Genomic DNA, 18462 nt, shown 5'->3' with positions numbered 1-18462 from the left:
GGTGTGCGTGACGGCCGTCGAGTCCCGACCCGCAGGGGTCGCCTTGACTCCCAGCCCAGGGGGCCATCGCCCGTTCGGGGCCCGTGTCAAGGCTTTCGTGGCGCTGACCAAGCCGCGGATCATCGAGCTGCTGCTGATCACCACCGTGCCGGTGATGTTCCTTGCGGCCCAGGGCGTGCCCGACCTCTGGCTCGTACTCGCCACCACCGTCGGCGGATACCTCTCGGCCGGTGGCGCCAACGCGCTGAACATGTACATCGACCGCGACATCGACGCGCTGATGGACCGCACCGCGCAGCGACCGCTGGTCACCGGCATGGTCAGCCCGCGGGAGTGCCTGGCCTTCGGCATCTCCCTCGCGGTGATCTCGACCGTCTGGTTCGGCGTGCTGGTCAACTGGCTGTCGGCCTGGCTGTCGCTCGGTGCGCTGCTCTTCTACGTCGTGGTGTACACGATGCTGCTGAAGCGCCGGACCGCGCAGAACATCGTCTGGGGCGGCATCGCGGGCTGTATGCCGGTCCTCATCGGCTGGTCCGCCGTGACCAACTCGATGTCCTGGGCCGCGGTGATCCTCTTCGCCGTCATCTTCTTCTGGACGCCGCCGCACTACTGGCCGCTGTCCATGAAGGTGAAGGAGGACTACGCCCGGGTCGGCGTGCCGATGCTGCCGGTGATCGCCTCCAACAAGGTGGTGGCCCGCCAGATCGTCGTCTACAGCTGGGTGATGGTGGCCGTCTCGCTGCTGCTCACTCCGCTGGGCTACACCGGGTGGTTCTACACCGCGGTGGCGGTGGCGACCGGCGGCTTCTGGCTCTGGGAGGCGCACGGCCTGCAGAACCGCGCCAAGGCCGGGGTGAGCGGGGCCAAGCTCAAGGAGATGCGGCTGTTCCACTGGTCCATCACCTACGTGTCGCTGCTCTTCGTCGCCGTGGCGGTCGACCCCTTCCTGAGGTAGCCCGCTCCTGAGTTCCCGCCGATGGGCGGGGTACGTGGCCCAGCCCACGTACCCCGCCCATCGCGCGTTCGGCTACCCGTCGGTAGCATCCTGGACATGGCTGAAACGGCTGAGACCCAGGTGGAGAGCGGCAAGCAGGCGGCCCGCGCGGAGCGCAGGGCGGCGAAGCTCGCCAAGGAGATCGGCGCCTTCGCCAAGGCGCACGGCGGAGCGGAGGGACAGCTCGCCTACATCGGGCAGACGGGCACCCGCATCGTGCTCGTGGGCGAGGACGGCGGCTGGGGCGATCTGGTGGCCCCGTCGTACGCGATCGCCGAGAGCGCCACGCAGAAGGCCGGGATCACGATGCACGAGTCCTTCGACGGCGACTTCGCGGCGAAGGTCCGCACTGGCCCGTACGAGTGGACGCGGATGGCCGGCATCCAGGTAGGCGGCCCCGCCAACCCGGCCTGACACACCCCCGGAACGCAGATCGCCGGACGGTTCCCGGGAAGGAACCGTCCGGCGATCTGCGTCGCAGGGGCGTACGGGTCAGCCGGCCGTCGCGGGCTCGGGCCGCCCGGCCGCGGGGCCGGGCACCGCCGCGGTGGCCCCGGGCCGCTCGCGCAGCGACAGGAGCACCCGCACGATCGCGATCCACACCAGGCACGAGCCCAGCATGTGCAGACCGACCAGGATCTCCGGCGTGTCGGTGAAGTACTGCACGTACCCGATCACGCCCTGCGCCATCAGTACGAGGAAGAGGTCGCGGGCCCGGTGCCGCGGCCCGACGGGCGCGTCGACGGCCTTCAGCACGAACCAGAGCGCCACGGTCAGCGCCACCACGGCCCAGGCCAGGTCGGCGTGGAGCTGCGCGATCATCTTCCAGTCGATCGGAATGCGGTGCACATCGCTGGAGTCACCCGCGTGGCGTCCCGCGCCCGTCACGACCGTACCGACCGCGACCAGCAGCCCCGCGACGACCGCCAGCAGCCAGGCCAGCTGCGACACCGCCTTGCCGACCAGCGGCCGGGGCGCCTCGTCGCCCTCGCGGACCCGGTGCCAGGTCACCATCGCGATGGTGAGCAGCGCCGTGGAGAGAAGGAAGTGCGCGGCGACGGTGTACGGGTTCAGCCCGACCAGCACCACGATGCCGCCGAGCACCGCGTTGCCCATGACCACCCAGAACTGCAGCCAGCCCAGCCGGGTCAGGGAGTGGCGCCAGGGCTTGGCCGAGCGGGCGGCGATGATCGCCCACCCGACGGCCGCGCACAGCACGTAGGTCAGCATCCGGTTGCCGAACTCGATGACGCCGTGGAAGCCCATCTCGCTCGTGGCCGTGAGGCTCTCGTCGGTGCACTTGGGCCAGGTGGGGCAGCCGAGACCGGAACCGGTCAGCCGCACCGCGCCGCCGGTCACGACGATGAGCACGGCCATGACGACGGCCGACATGGCCGCCCGGCGGACCGTACGGGGGGACGGCGTCCACCGTTCGGCGATGTACTGGAGCGGATTCCGCACGGCTTGAGCGACTTCGGCTCGGGTCAGCTTGGGCACGCGCACCATCGTAGGCGGAGGCTTGTGCAAGCTTTCACGAGGGGGACGAGTTGCCACGAACCGGCGACGCAACGCGGTCGCGTTCTCACTCAGGGCGGTCTCACTCCGGGCGTTCCCGCCGTGGGCGTTCCTCCTCCGCGCGGCCTCACTCCCAGCGGAAGAACCGTGCCGCCGCGCCCAGTCCCAGCACCGCCCACACCGCCAGCACGCCGAGGTCGCCCCAGGGCATCGACGCCCCGTGCTGGAGGACCTCGCGCAGGCCGTCCGAGAGGGCCGCGATCGGCAGCAGCCCGAGTGCCGACTGCACCGCGTCCGGGAACTTGTCCAGCGGCACGATCACCCCGCCGCCCACCAGCAGCAGGAGGAAGACCAGGTTGGCCGCGGCGAGCGTGGCCTCCGCCCGCAGCGTCCCGGCCATCAGCAGGCCGAGCCCGGAGAAGGCCGCCGTACCGAGCACCAGCAGCAGGAGGACGGCGAGGGGACTGCCCTGCGGCGACCAGCCCAGCGTGAACGCGATCACGGTGAGCAGCGCCACCTGGAGCACCTCGGTGACCAGTACGGCGAGGGTCTTCGCGGCCATCAGCGCCCAGCGGGGCAGCGGAGAGGCGCCGAGCCGCTTCAGCACCCCGTACCGCCGTTCGAACCCGGTGGCGATGGCCTGGCCGGTGAAGGCCGTGGACATCACGGCCAGGGCGAGGATGCCGGGAGCCAGGAAATCGACCGCCTCGCCCGCGCCGGTGTCCACGATGTCGACCGCGCTGAACAGCACCAGCAGCAGCGTCGGGATGACCACCGTCAGCAGCAGCTGCTCGCCGTTGCGCAGCAGCATCCGGGTCTCCAGCGCGGCCTGCGCGGTGATCATGCGGCCGAGCGGAGCGGCGCCCGGCCGCGGGGTGTACGTACCGGCGCTCATGCGCGCAGCTCCTTGCCGGTCAGTTCCAGGAAGACGTCCTCCAGGGTGTGCCGTTCCACGGAGATGCCGGAGGGCATCACTCCGTGCTGGGCGCACCAGGAGGTGACGGTGGCCAGCAGCTCCGGGCCGACGTCGCCGCTGATGCGGTACGTGCCGGGGGTGAGCTCGGCGGTCTTGGTGCCGTCGGGCAGCGCCTTCTGGAGCGAGCCGAGGTCGAGGCCGGGGCGGCCGGTGAAGCGCAGGGTGTTCTCGGCGCCGCCGCGGCAGAGAGCCTCGGGGCTGCCCTGGGCGATGACCTTGCCCGCGTCGATGACCGCGACGTCGTCGGCCAGCTCCTCGGCCTCGTCCATGAAGTGCGTGGTGAGCACGGTGGACACCCCGTCGGAGCGCAGTTCGCGCACCAGCTCCCAGGTGGAGCGGCGGGCCTGCGGGTCGAGCCCGGCGGTCGGCTCGTCGAGGAAGACCAGCTCGGGGCGGCCGACGACGGCCATCGCCAGGGCGAGCCGTTGTTGCTGGCCGCCGGAGAGTCGCCGGTAGGTGGTGCGTCCGCAGCTGCCGAGGCCGAGGCGCTCGATCAGGGCGTCGACGTCGAGCGGGTGCGCGTGCAGCTTCGCCATGTGGCGGAGCATCTCGTCGGCGCGCGCCCCGGAGTAGACGCCGCCCGACTGGAGCATCACGCCGATCCGGGGGCGCAGCCGCGCGGCGTCGGCGACCGGGTCGAGGCCGAGGACGCGTACCGTCCCGGCGTCGGGGCGGCGGTAGCCCTCGCAGGTTTCGATGGTGGTGGTCTTGCCCGCGCCGTTGGGGCCGAGGACGGCGGTGACGGCGCCGGTGCGTACGCACAGGTCGAGGCCGTCCACCGCGGTCTTGGAGCCGTAGCGCTTCACCAGGCCGCGGAGCTCCACGACGGACTCGCTCTTCATGGCCGGTAAGTCTAAGCGCTGTCCCCCGGGCCCCCGAGGGCGAGCCGGGCCCCGCGCGAGAGGGCCCGGCGGCCCCGCGGACAGGCGGAAGCGGACCGCGGTCCGGGGCCTGATTAGGTAACCCTAAGTGATGAATGGCACCAGAGATCGTTCCGGACCGTGGTTGTCAGGGCCGGATGATTTACGCAACAATGGCGTTGTGAAATACGTCGGCGAGGCTCCGCGGGAGGAACCCGCGACCGGTGAGCGCCCCACGCGCAACCGGGTCGCGCGCTCCATCCTGGACCACGGCCCGTCCACCGTCGCCGAGCTGGCCGAGCGCCTCGGTCTCACCCAGGCCGCGGTGCGCCGCCATCTCGACGCCCTGGCGTCCGACCGTGTCGTCGAGGCCCGTGAACAGCGGGTCTACGGGGCGCGGACCCGTGGCCGCCCGGCCAAGGTGTTCGCCCTCACCGACTGCGGCCGGGACGCCTTCGACCAGTCCTACGACACGCTCGCGGCGGACGCCCTGCGCTGGATCGCCGAGACCTCCGGCGAGGAGGCGGTCAGCGCTTTCGCCCGCGCGAGGATCGCCGCCCAGGCCGAGGCGTACCGCGCGGCGCTCGAGGCCGCGGGCCCCGAGGCCCGCACCGAGGCGTTGGCCAAGGCCCTGTCCGCCGACGGGTACGCTGCTACGGCGCGTGACGCGCCTGGTCCGCAACAGGGCGAGCAGCTGTGCCAGCACCACTGCCCGGTCGCGCATGTCGCCGAGCAGTACCCGCAGTTGTGCGAGGCGGAGACGGAGTTCTTCTCCAGTCTCCTCGGAACCCATGTGCAGCGTCTGGCCACCATCGCCCACGGCGACGGTGTGTGTACGACGTACATCCCGCGCAGCGGCCACCCCGCACCGAAGACAACCCATTCAGCATCTGCACGCAAGGCCGGGAGGAACCCCGCATGACGCTCCCCACGGAGACTGCCCACCCCGAACTCGAGGGTCTGGGTACGTACGAATTCGGCTGGGCCGACTCCGACGCCGCAGGCGCCGCCGCCAAGCGCGGGCTCTCCGAGGAGGTCGTCCGCGACATCTCGGCGAAGAAGAACGAGCCCGAGTGGATGCTGAAGCTGCGCCTCAAGGGTCTCAAGCTGTTCGACAAGAAGCCCATGCCGAACTGGGGCTCCGACCTCTCGGGCATCGACTTCGACAACATCAAGTACTTCGTGCGTTCCACGGAGAAGCAGGCGGAGTCCTGGGAGGACCTGCCCGAGGACATCAAGAACACCTACGACAAGCTGGGCATCCCGGAGGCGGAGAAGCAGCGCCTGGTCGCCGGTGTCGCCGCGCAGTACGAGTCGGAGGTCGTCTACCACCAGATCCGTGAGGACCTGGAGGAGCAGGGCGTCATCTTCCTCGACACCGACACCGCGCTGAAGGAGCACCCGGAGCTCTTCAAGGAGTACTTCGGCACCGTCATCCCGGTCGGTGACAACAAGTTCGCCTCGCTGAACTCGGCCGTGTGGTCCGGCGGCTCGTTCATCTACGTGCCCAAGGGCGTCCACGTCGACATCCCGCTGCAGGCCTACTTCCGTATCAACACGGAGAACATGGGCCAGTTCGAGCGGACGCTGATCATCGTCGACGAGGACGCCTACGTCCACTACGTCGAGGGCTGCACCGCCCCGATCTACTCCTCCGACTCGCTGCACTCCGCGGTCGTCGAGATCATCGTGAAGAAGGGCGGCCGCTGCCGCTACACGACGATCCAGAACTGGTCGAACAACGTCTACAACCTGGTCACCAAGCGTGCCGTGGCCTACGAGGGCGCGACCATGGAGTGGGTCGACGGCAACATCGGCTCCAAGGTCACCATGAAGTACCCGGCCGTCTACCTGATGGGCGAGCACGCCAAGGGCGAGACCCTGTCGATCGCCTTCGCGGGTGAGGGCCAGCACCAGGACGCCGGCGCCAAGATGGTCCACATGGCGCCGAACACCTCCTCCAACATCGTCTCCAAGTCGGTGGCGCGGGGCGGTGGCCGTACGTCCTACCGCGGTCTGATCGAGATCGGCGAGGGCGCCCCGGGCGCCAAGTCGAACGTGCTCTGCGACGCGCTGCTGGTCGACACCATCTCGCGCTCCGACACCTACCCGTACGTCGACGTCCGTGAGGACGACGTGTCCATGGGGCACGAGGCCACCGTCTCCAAGGTCTCCGAGGACCAGCTCTTCTACCTGATGAGCCGCGGTCTGACCGAGTTCGAGGCGATGGCGATGATCGTGCGCGGCTTCGTCGAGCCGATCGCCAAGGAGCTGCCGATGGAGTACGCCCTCGAACTCAACCGGCTGATCGAGCTGCAGATGGAGGGTTCGGTCGGCTGACAGGCCCCGACCACGAACCCCCGCCTTTTGACAGAGAAAGCGAGCACTACGACAGCCATGGCTGAGGCTCAGAACTCCCCCACTCTCGGCTCCGTTCGAGCGGGGGGATCCCCTTCGACGGGTTCCACTACCGCCGGTTCCATCGCGGTGGCCGCCGAGTCGACCGTCGCCACGCGCATGAGCGCGCCCCCGTCCTTCGACGTCGCGGACTTCCCGGTCCCGCACGGCCGCGAGGAGGAGTGGCGGTTCACGCCCCTGGCGCGGCTGCGCGGACTGCACGACGGCACGGCCACCGCCACCGACGGCGCCGTGAAGGTGGCGATCGAGGCCCCCGAGGGCGTCACGGTCGAGACCGTCGGCCGCGACGACGCCCGGCTCGGCAGGGCCGGTACGCCGGTCGACCGGGTCGCCGCCCAGGCGTACTCCTCCTTCGCGCAGGCGTCCGTCGTCACGGTCCCCAAGGAGGCCGTGCTCACTGAGCCGATCCGGATCGCGGTCCACGGCGAGGGAGGCACCGCCTTCGGCCACCAGGTCGTCGAGCTCGGGGCCTTCGCCGAGGCCGTCGTGGTCATCGACCACACCGGTGACGCGGTGCTCGCCGCCAACGTCGACTACGTCCTCGGCGACGGTGCCAAGCTGACCGTGGTCTCCGTCCAGGACTGGGACGAGAACGCGGTCCACGTCGGCCAGCACAACGCGCTGGTCGGCCGGGACGCCTCGTTCAAGTCGATCGTCGTCACCTTCGGCGGAGACCTCGTCCGGCTGCACCCCCGGGTCGCCTACGCCGGTACCGGAGGCAGCGCCGAGCTCTTCGGCCTGTACTTCACCGACAAGGGCCAGCACCAGGAGCACCGCCTCCTGGTCGACCACAACACCCCGCACTGCTCGTCCAACGCCGCCTACAAGGGCGCGCTCCAGGGCGACGACGCGCACGCCGTGTGGATCGGTGACGTCCTCATCCAGGCCGCGGCCGAGGGCACCGACACCTACGAGATGAACCGCAACCTCGTCCTCACCGACGGCGCCCGGGTCGACTCCGTGCCGAACCTGGAGATCGAGACCGGTGAGATCGTCGGCGCCGGTCACGCCTCCGCGACCGGCCGTTTCGACGACGAGCAGCTCTTCTACCTGATGGCCCGCGGCATCCCGGCCGAGGAGGCCCGCCGCCTCGTGGTGCGCGGCTTCTTCGCCGAGCTCGTCCAGCAGATCGGACTGCCGGACGTCGAGGCGCGGCTGCTCGACAAGATCGAGGCCGAGCTGAGGGCGTCCGTCTGATGGCCTTCGTCAAAGCCTGCGCGCTGAGTGAGCTGGAGGACGACACCCCGAAGCGGGTGGAGCTCGATGGTGTCCCGGTGTCCGTCGTCCGTACCGAGGGCGAGGTGTTCGCGATCAACGACATCTGCTCGCACGCGAACGTCTCCCTGTCCGAGGGAGAGGTCGAGGACTGCATGATCGAGTGCTGGCTGCACGGCTCCAGCTTCGACCTGCGCACCGGCAAGCCGTCCGGCCTTCCCGCGACGCGCCCCGTCCCCGTATACCCCGTCAAGATCGAAGGGGACGATGTGCTCGTCTCCGTCACCCAGGAGTCCTGAGTCACCCATGGCAACGCTTGAAATCCGCGACCTGCACGTCTCCGTCGAGGCCGACAACGCCACGAAGGAGATCCTCAAGGGCGTCGACCTGACCGTGAAGCAGGGCGAGACCCACGCCATCATGGGCCCCAACGGGTCCGGCAAGTCCACCCTCGCGTACTCCCTCGCAGGTCACCCCAAGTACACGATCACCAGCGGCTCGGTGACCCTGGACGGCGAGGACGTCCTGGAGATGAGCGTCGACGAGCGCGCCCGCGCCGGTGTGTTCCTCGCGATGCAGTACCCGGTCGAGATCCCCGGTGTCTCGGTCTCCAACTTCCTCCGCACCTCCGCCACCGCCGTCCGCGGCGAGGCGCCCAAGCTGCGCACCTGGGTGAAGGAGGTCAAGGAGACGATGGCCCGCCTCCAGATGGACCCGGCGTTCGCCGAGCGCAACGTCAACGAGGGCTTCTCCGGCGGTGAGAAGAAGCGCCACGAGATCCTCCAGCTGGAGCTCCTCAAGCCGAAGATCGCGATCCTCGACGAGACCGACTCCGGCCTGGACGTCGACGCCCTGCGCATCGTCTCCGAGGGCGTCAACCGGGTCCGCGAGTCCGGCGAGGTCGGCACGCTGCTGATCACGCACTACACGCGGATCCTCCGCTACATCAAGCCCGACTTCGTGCACGTCTTCGCCAACGGCCGTATCGCCGAGTCCGGCGGTGCCGAACTCGCCGACAAGCTGGAGAACGAGGGCTACGAGGCTTACGTGAAGGGTGGCGCGTCCGCGTGACACAGCTGCCGGGCCTCCTCGACACCGAGGCGATCCGCAAGGACTTCCCCCTGCTGGATCGAACGGTCCACGACGGGAAGAAGGTCGTCTACCTGGACAGCGCGGCGACCTCGCAGAAGCCGCGCCAGGTGCTCGACGCCCTCAACGAGTACTACGAGCGGCACAACGCCAACGTGCACCGCGGCGTGTACACCATCGCGGAGGAGGCCACGGCGCTGTACGAGGGCGCCCGTGACAAGGTCGCCGCGTTCATCAACGCGCCCAGCCGCGACGAGGTGATCTTCACCAAGAACGCCTCCGAGTCGCTCAACCTCGTGGCCAACATGCTCGGCTGGGCCGACGAGCCCTACCGGGTGGACCACGAGACCGAGATCGTCACCACGGAGATGGAGCACCACTCCAACATCGTGCCCTGGCAGCTGCTCTCGCAGCGCACCGGCGCGAAGCTGAAGTGGTTCGGCATCACCGACGACGGCCGCCTCGACCTGTCCAACATCGAGGAGATCATCACGGAGAAGACGAAGATCGTCTCCTTCACGCTGGTCTCCAACATCATGGGCACGATCAACCCGGTCGAGCAGATCGTCCGCCGGGCCCAGCAGGTCGGCGCCCTGGTCTGCATCGACGCCTCGCAGGCCGCCCCGCACATGGTGCTCGACGTGCAGGCCCTGCAGGCCGACTTCGTGGCCTTCACCGGTCACAAGATGGTCGGTCCGACCGGCATCGGCGTGCTCTGGGGGCGGCAGGAGCTCCTGGAGGACCTGCCGCCGTTCCTCGGCGGCGGCGAGATGATCGAGACCGTGTCGATGCACTCGTCGACGTACGCCCCCGCGCCGCACAAGTTCGAGGCCGGCACGCCCCCGATCGCCCAGGCCGTCGGCCTCGGCGCGGCCGTGGACTACCTCTCGGCGATCGGCATGGACAAGATCGCCCGGCACGAGCACGTGCTCACCGAGTACGCGGTGAAACGGCTGCTGGAGGTCCCCGACCTGCGGATCATCGGCCCGTCGACGGCCGAGGACCGGGGCGCCACGATCTCGTTCACGCTCGGTGACATCCACCCGCACGACGTCGGCCAGGTTCTTGACGAGCAGGGCATCGCCGTCCGGGTCGGACATCACTGCGCACGGCCGGTCTGCCTGCGGTACGGAATTCCTGCGACGACGCGAGCGTCGTTCTATCTGTACTCCACGCCTGCCGAGGTCGACGCCCTGGTGGACGGCCTGGAACACGTACGGAACTTTTTCGGATAATGGACGAGCGGCTGAGGGTTGACTGGTGAAGCTTGACTCCATGTACCAGGAAGTGATCCTGGACCACTACAAGCACCCCCACGGGCGCGGCCTGCGGGACGGCGACGCCGAGGTGCACCACGTCAACCCGACGTGCGGCGACGAGATCACGCTCCGGGTGAAGTACGACGGCGAGACCATCGCCGATGTGTCGTACGAGGGTCAGGGCTGCTCCATCAGCCAGGCCAGCGCCTCCGTGCTCAACGACCTGCTGGTCGGCAAGGAGCTGGGCCAGGCGCAGAAGATCCAGGAGACCTTCCTGGAGCTGATGCAGTCGAAGGGCCAGCTGGAGCCGGACGACGCGATGGAAGAGGTGCTGGAGGACGCGGTCGCGTTCGCCGGTGTCTCCAAGTACCCGGCCCGGGTGAAATGCGCGCTGCTGAGCTGGATGGCGTGGAAGGACGCGACGGCCAAAGCGCTGTCCGAAGGGAAGACGGCATGAGCGAGAACACGGTGACGACCGACGAGACCCCGACGATCAAGCCGGCCTCCGAAGAGGAGGTCCGTGAGGCCCTGTACGACGTTGTCGACCCCGAGCTGGGCATCGACGTCGTCAACCTGGGCCTGATCTACGGCATCCACGTCGACGACGCCAACATCGCCACCCTCGACATGACGCTGACGTCCGCGGCCTGCCCGCTGACCGACGTCATCGAGGATCAGGCGAAGTCCGCGACCGACGGCATCGTCAACGAACTGCGGATCAACTGGGTCTGGATGCCGCCGTGGGGTCCGGACAAGATCACGGACGACGGCCGCGAGCAGCTGCGCGCCCTGGGCTTCAACGTCTGATCCCGTACGCGGTCTGATCCCGTACGCGCGAGCCGCGCGCTGCGGCGAAACGGCCTCCGGCTCCGTGCCGGGGGCCGTTCTTCGTCCCCGCGCCGCCTGCCGTACCCAGGATGTGTGTCCGTCGTTGGCACGGGTAGCGGAACGTAACCGCGACACCACGCTGACGAGAGGCATGCTGTGCTGCATCAGATCTCGCTTCCCGGCCGCAGGACGGCCACCGCTGCGGGCGGAGTGCTCCTGCTGGCCGCGCTCGGTCTCAACGCCCCCGCGCATGCCGCGAGTTACGGCACGCCGACGATCGGGCTCTCGGTCTCCTACCTCTCCGGCGCCGTCGGCGCGAGCGGCGATCCGGTGGTCACCGTCACCGTCGCCCAGAGCGGGGCGGACGCGAGCGCGCTCGGCGTGGCGGCATCCGCCAGCTCCAGGCCGTCCGTCGCCGGGACCGGTGACGTGACCGTGACGGGCACCGGCGCGACCCGGACCCTCGCGGTCGCCGCACGCGGCCGCGGCTACACCGACCTCACGGTCAAGGTCACCGGACTCGACGGCAAGACCGCCACCAAGACCCTGCGCTACGCCGCGTCCGCCGCCGTGCGCAACGCCGCCGACACCCGCTACCTCACCGGCTCCGCCGACTCCTCGGCCGCCGTCGACGTGGGGGGCGGATACGTGGTCGTGGCCGACGACGAGTCCAACACGCTGCGCCTGTACAGCCGTTCCGCCTCGGGTGGACCGGTGCGCAGCTGGGACGTCGGCTCGGCGCTCGGACTGTCGAAGGAGATCGACATCGAGGCGGCGGCCCGGGTCGGTGACACGGTCTACTGGACCGGTTCGCTCGGCAACAACAAGGACGGTGTCTACAAGTCCCCCCGCAACACCGTCTTCACCACCACGGTGACCGGCTCGGGTGCCGGTACCCAGCTGACGGTCGGCGGCTCCTACAAGAAGCTCCGTGACGACCTGGTCGCCTGGGACAAGGCGAACGGCAACCGGCTCGGCTTCGCCGCGGGCACGGCGGAGGGCCAGGCTCCCAAGCAGATCGACGGGTTCAACGTCGAGGGCCTGGAATTCGCCCCCGGCTCCACGACCACCGCGTACCTCGGCTTCCGGGCGCCGCTGGTGCCGCCGGAGCAGGGCGGCAAGGCCCTGATCGTGCCCGTCACCAACTTCGACAAGGTGGCGGGCAGCGGAGCGAAGGCGGTCATGGGCGTGCCGGTCGAGCTGGACCTCGGCGGGCTCAGCATCCGGGACATCCGCAAGAACGCAGCCGACCAGTACCTGATCGTGGCCGGTTCCTGGGCGGCCGACGACAACTCCGCCCCGTACGCCCTCTACACCTGGGACGGCGTCCCCGCTCACGCGCCGGTCAAGCGGGCCGATCTGCCGACCGCGGACCCGGGCGGCTGGGAGGCCGTCGTGGACGTCCCGGACCTGACGGCGCCGGGGGCCAGGGCGCAGCTGATCACGGACTCCGGATCGGCCGATCTGTACGGGGACGGCACGGAGGCGAAGGACCTCGGCCAGGCCGCATGGAAGAAGTCGCGGGCCGTCTGGTTCACGGTCGGCGGCTGACGGACCGTACGCCCTCGCCGGTCCGGGGTGCGAACGGCCGTGCCCGCCAGGCAGACTGGCGGGCATGGCCGTCTCCCTTTGCAGCATTGTCATCGATGCCCACGACCCGCCCGCACTCGCCCGCTTCTGGTGCGCGGTGCTCGACTGGACGGTGGTGTACGAGGCGGAGGACGAACTCGTCATCGGTGCCGACGAGTCCGCCCTGCCCGTGATCACCTTCGTTCCCGCAGCCGGGGAGAAGACGGCCAAGAACCGGCTGCACATCGACCTCGACCCCGACGACAGGGACACCGAGGTCGCGCGCGCCATCGGTCTCGGGGCCCGCCGGGCCGACGTCGGTCAACGGCCGGACGCCAGCTGGGTGGTGCTGACGGACCCCGAGGGGAACGAGTTCTGCGTGCTGTCGTCGAACAAGTAGCTCATCGGCCGGGCAGTCCGCCGACCGCCCGGCTCATCGGCCGGCCACGGGCCCGTCCTACCGCGGGCCGTGGTAGGTGGGCCCGTACGGCGCGCCGTACTGCGCCGGTACGCCCGCCGCCTCGGCGAGGGCCGGGCCCAGGTTCTCCGCGCGCATGCGCCGGTCCACGTAGATCAGGCCGGTCACCAGCGGCGGGAAGACCGCGGTGATGAACTGGCTGACCAGCCCGCCCAGGGCCATGATCACCGCGTAGCCGCTCATGGCGAAGAGGACCGAGGTGGCGTTGGGGTCCTCGCTCAGCGTCGTCCCGCCGATGACACCGGAGAACATGCCGAGGAACGAGAACGGCATCTGGATGATGTAGCTCGCGGCGAAGGCCAGCAGTCCGCCCAGCACGCTGATCCCGAAGACCCGCCACCATTCGCCGCGCACCAGCCGGGCCGAGCGGCGCATCGAGGCCACCGCGGACTGCCCCTCGAACACCGCGGCCGAGGGCGCCAGGGAGAACTTCACCCAGAGCCAGATCGCCAGCGGGGCCGAAGCGAAGGCGCCCAGGAAGCCGAGCACGGCCAGCGGGGTGGCACCGGAGTCGGGCGACATGGTGATCGCACCGATGATGAGCGCGATGGCCCCGACCGCCATGAGCAGCATCGGGACCATCGCGATCAGATAGGTGAGGATCACCGTCGCGATCACCGTCGGGACGCGGGACCAGGCCCGGCGCCAGACGGCGGAGAAGGAGGCCGGCCTGCCCAGTACGGCCTCCTGGAGCACCGTGGGAACGGCCGCGTACATCATGGCCGTCGAGATCACGTAGGCGATCATCCCGATCAGCCAGACGACACCGAAGCCGATCATGACCGGAATCACGTCGGAGGGGCGCGGGTCCTCCTCGGCGTTGAGCGCGAAGAGGGTGTGCAGATGGCCGCTGACCACGGAGTACGTGATCACGACCGTGACGGCCAGGACCGCCAGCGCCCCGCCGTACACGGCCGCGCCCACACCGAACAGCTGCTTCCAGTAGCGCCCCAGCGTGCCGAAGGCGCCGCCGAATATGTCGCCGAGCTTCAGAGGCGTCAGCGGTATCACCCCGGGCTTCGGCGGCGGTGCCCACGCTCCCCATCCCGGCGGCCCCGGGGGTCCTCCGTACGGTGCTCCGCCCCACCCTGCGTCCTGCGCCACTGTCGCTCCGCCGTCTCTCGTCGTACTGGTGTGCTGTCGGTCGGGACACCGTAACGTTTCGGCCGCCCGGAAGCTCCCGGCTTCTCCGCACCCCCGACGATACGTACACTCGTACACATGGGTTACGGACTGCTGGCCGCGGCCATCGCGGCGGAGGTGGCCGGCACGACGGCCATGAAGTACAGCGAGGGCTTCACCCGGCTCTGGCCCTCGCTGATCACCGTCGCGGGCTACCTCCTGGCCTTCGGGCTGCTCGCCCAGACGCTGAAGTCGCTCTCGATGGGCACCGCCTACGCGATCTGGGCGGGGATCGGCACCGCCGCCATCGCCGCCATCGGCATCCTCTTCATGGGTGAGTCCGGCGGCGCGGTCAAGCTGGCGGGCATAGCGCTGATCATCGCCGGAGTGGTGGTGCTGAATCTGGGCGGAGCCCACTGATGGCACGCCGCTACGACCCCGGCCGGCGCGACCGGATCATCGACGCCGCGATCCGGGTGGTCGGCACCCGCGGCATCGCGGAGCTGAGCCACCGCTCCGTCGCGGCCGAGGCCGATGTGCCGCTCGGCTCCACGACGTATCACTTCGCCTCGCTGGACGAGCTGCTGACCGCGGCACTGTGCCGGTCGAACGAGAACTTCGCCGGGGTCATACGGGACAGCGAGGCGCTGGCCGACCCGGACCGCGCCCTGGCGGCCGAACTGGCCCGGCTGCTCGGCTGGTACCTCTCCGGCGGGCACGGACGGGCCGAGCTGGAGTACGAGCTGTATCTCGCCGCGCTCCGCAGGCCCGCGCTGCGGCCGGTCGCCGCCGAGTGGACCGACGACGTCGCCGCGCTGCTCTCCCGCCGGACCGATCCGGCCACGGCCCGCGCGCTGATCGCGCTCATGGACGGGATCTGCCTCCAGGTGCTGCTCACCGGCGGCACGTACGACGAGGCGTACGCGCGGGAGATGCTGGGCCGGATCACCGGCTGAGACACGCTTTCCTGGTGCCCTGGTGCCCTGGTGCCCTGGTGCCCTGGTGCCCTGGTGCGCCTCAGCCGCCGGGCCGGGTGAGGGCACGGGCCGCCGCCAGCGCCGCCCGGACACTCTCCTCGATGTCCGTCACCGGGTACAGCGCCTCGCGTACCGTCCGGTCGCGGTCCACCACCAGCGTCAGCCGCTTCAGCCGGCTGACGCCCCCGGCGCGGAAGGTCGGCAGCCGCAGGGCCGCCGTCAGCTCCAGCTCCGCGTCGGACAGCAGCGGGAACCGCAGCCGCTCCGCCCGGCTGAAGTCCCGCTGCTCGTCCGGGCGCTGGGTGGAGACCCCGTGCACCGTCGCGCCCGCCGCCGTGAACTCGGCCAGCTGGTCGCGGTAGGTGCAGGATTCGAGCGTGCAGCCCCGCGCGCCCGGGATCCCGGCCCAGCCCGGCGGATAGGCGTCCTGGCGGGCGTAGGCGCCCGGGAAGAAGTACAGAACGGTGCCCGGGGTGTCGGCGACCGGGTCGCGCGGAGCTCCGTCGTGGTCCGTCAGGCGCAGCTCTGGCAGGCGCGTGCCCACCAGGGCGTGCACGCGGGCCGCCTCCTTCGAACTCTCCGCGGCCGTCGCCATCGTGTCCCCTTCCCCGAGCAGCCAGGTGTCGCCCCAGTCCTGGAGCGCGATCAGTACGGGCAGCAGGGCGCGTCCCCGCCGGGTGAGCCGGTACTCGTACCGGGGCGGACGGTCCTGGTACGGCTCCCGGGAGAGCACCCCCGCGTCCACCAGCAGGCGCAGCCGCTCGGTCAGCACCTTGCGGGACATGCCTAGTTCCGCCTGGAGCGCGTCGAAGCGGTGCACCCCGCGCGCCGTGTCCCGGACGATCAGCAGGGTCCACCAGTCGCCCACCACGTCGAGCGCCTGGGCGATCGCGCAGTCGGCACCGGCCAGGCTGGTGCGCTGGGGCATGGGTTCCTCCGTCGCTCTCCCGCGTCAGGCTTCTGCTGTCTGCTGTCTGCTGTCTGCTGTCTGCTGTCTGCTGTCTGCTGTCCGCTGTCCGCTGTCCGCTGTCCGCTTCTCGCTCTGAGCCTTCCGCCTTCTGCCTTCTGCCTTCTGCCTGTGCCGGAGTGACCGGCAGGGACGCATGATAGCCCGGTGGGTTCCCAGAAGGAACTCACCGGGGTGGCGTCCTGCCCTGCCCGCGCCACGACCGCCTGGCGGGACCGGTTGGCTCCCGTGGCGTCCGGCCGGTTAGGTTTCGTGTCATGACCGACACGACTCCTGCTCGCACCACCGGCGCCGTCGCCGCCGGCCTCGCCACCATCGCCGGCGACGGTACCGTTCTCGACACCTGGTTCCCCGCCCCCGTGCTCACCGCCGAGCCCGGCCCGGCCGGAACCGAGCGGCTCACCCCCGCCCAGGCGGTCGACCTGCTGGGCCAGGGCGCCGCCAAGGCCGTCGGCGTGGACGCCCGCCGCGGGGTCGAGGTCGTCGCCGTCCGTACGGTCATCGGCTCGCTCGACGACAAGCCGCTCGACGCGCACGACGCGTACCTGCGCCTGCACCTGCTGTCGCACCGCCTCGTCCAGCCGCACGGCCAGAACCTGGACGGCCTCTTCGGCCTGCTCGCCAACGTCGCCTGGACCTCGCTCGGCCCGGTCGCCGTGGACGACCTGGAGACGGTCCGGCTGAACGCCCGCGCCGAGGGCCTGCACCTCCAGGTCACCTCGGTCGACAAGTTCCCCCGGATGACGGACTACGTGGCCCCCAAGGGCGTCCGGATCGCCGATGCCGACCGGGTCAGGCTCGGTGCCCACCTCGCCGCCGGTACGACCGTCATGCACGAGGGCTTCGTCAACTTCAACGCGGGCACCCTCGGCACCTCGATGGTGGAGGGCCGCATCTCCGCGGGCGTCGTCGTCGGCAACGGCTCCGACATCGGCGGCGGCGCCTCCACCATGGGCACCCTCTCCGGCGGCGGCAAGGAGCGCATCGTGATCGGCGAGCGCTGCCTGATCGGCGCCGAGGCCGGGGTCGGGATCGCGCTCGGCGACGAGTGCGTCGTCGAGGCCGGGCTCTACGTCACCGCCGGTACGCGCGTCACGCTGCCGGACGGACAGATCGTCAAGGCCCGTGAGCTCTCCGGCGCCTCGAACATCCTCTTCCGTCGCAACTCGGTCTCCGGCGCCGTCGAGGCCCGCCCGAACAACGCGGTCTGGGGCGGCCTCAACGACGTCCTGCACAGTCACAACTGATCCAGGGCGCTGAGCAGTTCCGCGTACACCTCCCGCAGCCCGTCGGCCGCCCCGCGCCCGGCGGGCTGCAGCGGTTCGCGGACCGAACCGGCGCCGAGCAGCGCCTTCGCGGTCACCGCGCCGGGCAGTCCGGCGCCCATCATGGCCCTGGTGAGCGGGGCGGTCAGCAGGTTGAGCCGGGTGGCCCCGGCGGTGTCACCGGCGTCGAAGGCGTCCAGGACGGCCCGCAGCGGGCCGGGCGCCACATTGGCGACCGTGCTGACGTAGCCCGCCGCGCCGACCGCGTACAGAGGCAGGTTCAGCTCCTCGCAGCCCGAGTAGTACGCCAGTGAGGTCGCCCCGATCACCCTCGTGGAGCCCATCAGGTCGTACGCGCAGTCCTTCACGGCCACGACGCGAGGATGCCCGGCGAGCCGCAGCAGGGTCTCCGGCTCGACGCGGGTACCGGTGCGGCCGGGGATGTCGTACAGCATCAGCGGGAGGCCGGTCGCGTCGGCGACACGCCGGAAGTGCGCCTCGACGGCGGCCTGCGGCGGGCGGCTGTAGTACGGCGTCACCACCAGCAGGCCGTCCGCACCCGCCCGTTCGGCCTGCCGGGCGAGTTCCACGGTGTGCCGGGTGTCCGCGCTGCCGACCCCGGCGACGATCGGCACCCGTCCGCCGACCGCCTCCCGGACGGCCCGCAGCAGCGCGGTCTTCTCGGCGTCGCTCGTGGTCGGGGACTCGCCGGTGGTGCCGTTCAGCACCAGACCGTCGCAGCCGTCCGCGACCAGGGCGGCGGCGTGCCGCCCGGCGGCGTCCGGGTCCAGCTCACCGGCGGCGGTGAAGGGCGTGATCATGGCGCAGAGCGCGCGGCCGAACGGGGGAAGGGGTGCGGTCATCCCCGAAGTCTCGGCCGGACCAACCGTGAAGGTCCACTTAGATCTGCTTCGGGTGACCGGCAAGGAA

General features: G+C 70.4%; 21 protein-coding genes. 15 read left to right on the top strand and 6 right to left on the bottom strand.

The window, feature by feature from the left end:
• Position 1 precedes the first annotated feature (1 nt).
• Together ACFVWY_RS15320 and ACFVWY_RS15315 are read left to right on the top strand one after the other, a co-directional pair.
• Positions 2-955, top strand: coding sequence for a heme o synthase (locus ACFVWY_RS15320; protein ID WP_389871763.1), 954 nt, complete (start codon positions 2-4; stop codon positions 953-955).
• Positions 956-1051: 96 nt separating this feature from the next.
• Positions 1052-1408, top strand: a complete 357-nt coding sequence (locus ACFVWY_RS15315) for a hypothetical protein (protein ID WP_389871760.1) — start codon at positions 1052-1054, stop codon at positions 1406-1408.
• A 78-nt stretch (positions 1409-1486) separates the two neighbouring features.
• Here ACFVWY_RS15315 and ACFVWY_RS15310 read toward each other — a convergent pair whose 3' ends face one another.
• From ACFVWY_RS15310 to ACFVWY_RS15300, 3 genes are all read right to left on the bottom strand, one after another.
• Positions 1487-2500: a heme A synthase gene (locus tag ACFVWY_RS15310; RefSeq protein ID WP_389871757.1), complete on the bottom strand. Its 1014-nt coding sequence runs from the start codon at positions 2498-2500 to the stop codon at positions 1487-1489.
• A 136-nt stretch (positions 2501-2636) separates the two neighbouring features.
• The gene (locus ACFVWY_RS15305; protein WP_389871755.1) at positions 2637-3404 is read right to left on the bottom strand and encodes an ABC transporter permease; all 768 of its coding nucleotides are present in this window, start codon (positions 3402-3404) and stop codon (positions 2637-2639) included.
• Complete coding sequence (locus tag ACFVWY_RS15300) at positions 3401-4327, bottom strand: ABC transporter ATP-binding protein (RefSeq protein WP_389871753.1); 927 nt, start codon at positions 4325-4327, stop codon at positions 3401-3403. The genes ACFVWY_RS15305 and ACFVWY_RS15300 overlap by 4 nt, the downstream gene beginning before the upstream one ends.
• Before the next feature lie 199 nt (positions 4328-4526).
• Between ACFVWY_RS15300 and ACFVWY_RS15295 the strand changes: the two genes are divergently transcribed.
• The 10 genes from ACFVWY_RS15295 to ACFVWY_RS15250 all read left to right on the top strand — a co-directional run bounded on the left by ACFVWY_RS15295 (position 4527) and on the right by ACFVWY_RS15250 (position 13123).
• Positions 4527-5267: a helix-turn-helix transcriptional regulator gene (locus ACFVWY_RS15295; protein WP_389871750.1), complete on the top strand. Its 741-nt coding sequence runs from the start codon at positions 4527-4529 to the stop codon at positions 5265-5267.
• Positions 5264-6685, top strand: coding sequence for a Fe-S cluster assembly protein SufB (gene sufB, locus ACFVWY_RS15290; RefSeq protein ID WP_389871747.1), 1422 nt, complete (start codon positions 5264-5266; stop codon positions 6683-6685). The genes ACFVWY_RS15295 and sufB overlap by 4 nt, the downstream gene beginning before the upstream one ends.
• 57 nt (positions 6686-6742) lie before the next feature.
• A complete protein-coding gene (gene sufD, locus ACFVWY_RS15285) occupies positions 6743-7960 on the top strand; it encodes a Fe-S cluster assembly protein SufD (RefSeq protein WP_389871745.1) in 1218 nt (405 codons plus the stop codon).
• The gene (locus ACFVWY_RS15280; RefSeq protein WP_093539686.1) at positions 7960-8277 is read left to right on the top strand and encodes a bifunctional 3-phenylpropionate/cinnamic acid dioxygenase ferredoxin subunit; all 318 of its coding nucleotides are present in this window, start codon (positions 7960-7962) and stop codon (positions 8275-8277) included. Before sufD ends, ACFVWY_RS15280 begins: the two co-directional genes overlap by 1 nt.
• 7 nt (positions 8278-8284) lie before the next feature.
• Positions 8285-9049 carry a Fe-S cluster assembly ATPase SufC gene (gene sufC / locus ACFVWY_RS15275; RefSeq protein WP_389871743.1) on the top strand — a complete coding sequence of 255 codons (765 nt, stop codon included), beginning with the start codon at positions 8285-8287 and terminating at the stop codon, positions 9047-9049.
• Entirely contained in the window at positions 9046-10302 is a 1257-nt protein-coding gene (locus tag ACFVWY_RS15270) for a cysteine desulfurase (RefSeq protein ID WP_389871740.1), read from the top strand. The genes sufC and ACFVWY_RS15270 overlap by 4 nt, the downstream gene beginning before the upstream one ends.
• Positions 10303-10327: 25 nt before the next feature.
• On the top strand, positions 10328-10783 hold the full coding sequence (sufU, locus tag ACFVWY_RS15265) for a Fe-S cluster assembly sulfur transfer protein SufU (RefSeq protein WP_072483050.1): 456 nt from the start codon (positions 10328-10330) through the stop codon (positions 10781-10783).
• On the top strand, positions 10780-11133 hold the full coding sequence (locus ACFVWY_RS15260) for a metal-sulfur cluster assembly factor (protein WP_389871737.1): 354 nt from the start codon (positions 10780-10782) through the stop codon (positions 11131-11133). The genes sufU and ACFVWY_RS15260 overlap by 4 nt, the downstream gene beginning before the upstream one ends.
• A gap of 177 nt (positions 11134-11310) precedes the next feature.
• Entirely contained in the window at positions 11311-12705 is a 1395-nt protein-coding gene (locus tag ACFVWY_RS15255; RefSeq protein WP_389871735.1) for a hypothetical protein, read from the top strand.
• A 64-nt stretch (positions 12706-12769) separates the two neighbouring features.
• Positions 12770-13123, top strand: coding sequence for a VOC family protein (locus ACFVWY_RS15250; protein ID WP_389871732.1), 354 nt, complete (start codon positions 12770-12772; stop codon positions 13121-13123).
• Between the two features lie 57 nt (positions 13124-13180).
• On the opposite strand, the gene ACFVWY_RS15245 is transcribed toward ACFVWY_RS15250, so the two are convergent.
• Positions 13181-14212 carry a hypothetical protein gene (locus ACFVWY_RS15245; protein ID WP_389871729.1) on the bottom strand — a complete coding sequence of 344 codons (1032 nt, stop codon included), beginning with the start codon at positions 14210-14212 and terminating at the stop codon, positions 13181-13183.
• 210 nt (positions 14213-14422) lie between these two features.
• On the opposite strand from ACFVWY_RS15245, the gene ACFVWY_RS15240 reads away from it, so the two are divergent.
• Together ACFVWY_RS15240 and ACFVWY_RS15235 are read left to right on the top strand one after the other, a co-directional pair.
• Positions 14423-14743: a DMT family transporter gene (locus ACFVWY_RS15240; protein ID WP_389871726.1), complete on the top strand. Its 321-nt coding sequence runs from the start codon at positions 14423-14425 to the stop codon at positions 14741-14743.
• Positions 14743-15279, top strand: coding sequence for a TetR/AcrR family transcriptional regulator (locus ACFVWY_RS15235; protein ID WP_389871724.1), 537 nt, complete (start codon positions 14743-14745; stop codon positions 15277-15279). Before ACFVWY_RS15240 ends, ACFVWY_RS15235 begins: the two co-directional genes overlap by 1 nt.
• A 61-nt stretch (positions 15280-15340) precedes the next feature.
• Here ACFVWY_RS15235 and ACFVWY_RS15230 read toward each other — a convergent pair whose 3' ends face one another.
• On the bottom strand, positions 15341-16228 hold the full coding sequence (locus tag ACFVWY_RS15230) for a winged helix-turn-helix transcriptional regulator (protein ID WP_389871721.1): 888 nt from the start codon (positions 16226-16228) through the stop codon (positions 15341-15343).
• A gap of 296 nt (positions 16229-16524) precedes the next feature.
• Here ACFVWY_RS15230 and dapD point away from each other — a divergent pair, with 296 nt between their 5' ends.
• Entirely contained in the window at positions 16525-17514 is a 990-nt protein-coding gene (gene dapD / locus ACFVWY_RS15225; protein ID WP_389871718.1) for a 2,3,4,5-tetrahydropyridine-2,6-dicarboxylate N-succinyltransferase, read from the top strand.
• Here dapD and dapA read toward each other — a convergent pair.
• A complete protein-coding gene (gene dapA / locus ACFVWY_RS15220) occupies positions 17505-18395 on the bottom strand; it encodes a 4-hydroxy-tetrahydrodipicolinate synthase (protein ID WP_389871715.1) in 891 nt (296 codons plus the stop codon). The two genes, dapD and dapA, sit on opposite strands and share 10 nt — an antisense overlap.
• Positions 18396-18462 lie beyond the last annotated feature (67 nt).

This window comes from Streptomyces sp. NPDC058195, assembly GCF_042883525.1.
Taxonomy (GTDB): Bacteria; Actinomycetota; Actinomycetes; order Streptomycetales; family Streptomycetaceae; genus Streptomyces.
The sequence above is the reverse complement of the archived record's forward strand: the minus strand, read 5'-3'. Positions and strand labels throughout refer to the sequence as shown.

What these genes read in the sequence shown, in the direction of transcription:
- ACFVWY_RS15315 (WP_389871760.1), top strand. Translation starts at nt 1,052, where the DNA reads ATGGCTGAAACGGCTGAGACCCAGGTGGAGAGCGGCAAGCAGGCGGCC.
- ACFVWY_RS15310 (WP_389871757.1), bottom strand. Translation starts at nt 2,500, where the DNA reads ATGGTGCGCGTGCCCAAGCTGACCCGAGCCGAAGTCGCTCAAGCCGTG.
- ACFVWY_RS15305 (WP_389871755.1), bottom strand. Translation starts at nt 3,404, where the DNA reads ATGAGCGCCGGTACGTACACCCCGCGGCCGGGCGCCGCTCCGCTCGGC.
- ACFVWY_RS15300 (WP_389871753.1), bottom strand. Translation starts at nt 4,327, where the DNA reads ATGAAGAGCGAGTCCGTCGTGGAGCTCCGCGGCCTGGTGAAGCGCTAC.
- sufB (WP_389871747.1), top strand. Translation starts at nt 5,264, where the DNA reads ATGACGCTCCCCACGGAGACTGCCCACCCCGAACTCGAGGGTCTGGGT.
- sufD (WP_389871745.1), top strand. Translation starts at nt 6,743, where the DNA reads ATGGCTGAGGCTCAGAACTCCCCCACTCTCGGCTCCGTTCGAGCGGGG.
- ACFVWY_RS15280 (WP_093539686.1), top strand. Translation starts at nt 7,960, where the DNA reads ATGGCCTTCGTCAAAGCCTGCGCGCTGAGTGAGCTGGAGGACGACACC.
- sufC (WP_389871743.1), top strand. Translation starts at nt 8,285, where the DNA reads ATGGCAACGCTTGAAATCCGCGACCTGCACGTCTCCGTCGAGGCCGAC.
- ACFVWY_RS15260 (WP_389871737.1), top strand. Translation starts at nt 10,780, where the DNA reads ATGAGCGAGAACACGGTGACGACCGACGAGACCCCGACGATCAAGCCG.
- ACFVWY_RS15250 (WP_389871732.1), top strand. Translation starts at nt 12,770, where the DNA reads ATGGCCGTCTCCCTTTGCAGCATTGTCATCGATGCCCACGACCCGCCC.
- ACFVWY_RS15240 (WP_389871726.1), top strand. Translation starts at nt 14,423, where the DNA reads ATGGGTTACGGACTGCTGGCCGCGGCCATCGCGGCGGAGGTGGCCGGC.
- ACFVWY_RS15235 (WP_389871724.1), top strand. Translation starts at nt 14,743, where the DNA reads ATGGCACGCCGCTACGACCCCGGCCGGCGCGACCGGATCATCGACGCC.
- ACFVWY_RS15230 (WP_389871721.1), bottom strand. Translation starts at nt 16,228, where the DNA reads ATGCCCCAGCGCACCAGCCTGGCCGGTGCCGACTGCGCGATCGCCCAG.
- dapD (WP_389871718.1), top strand. Translation starts at nt 16,525, where the DNA reads ATGACCGACACGACTCCTGCTCGCACCACCGGCGCCGTCGCCGCCGGC.
- dapA (WP_389871715.1), bottom strand. Translation starts at nt 18,395, where the DNA reads ATGACCGCACCCCTTCCCCCGTTCGGCCGCGCGCTCTGCGCCATGATC.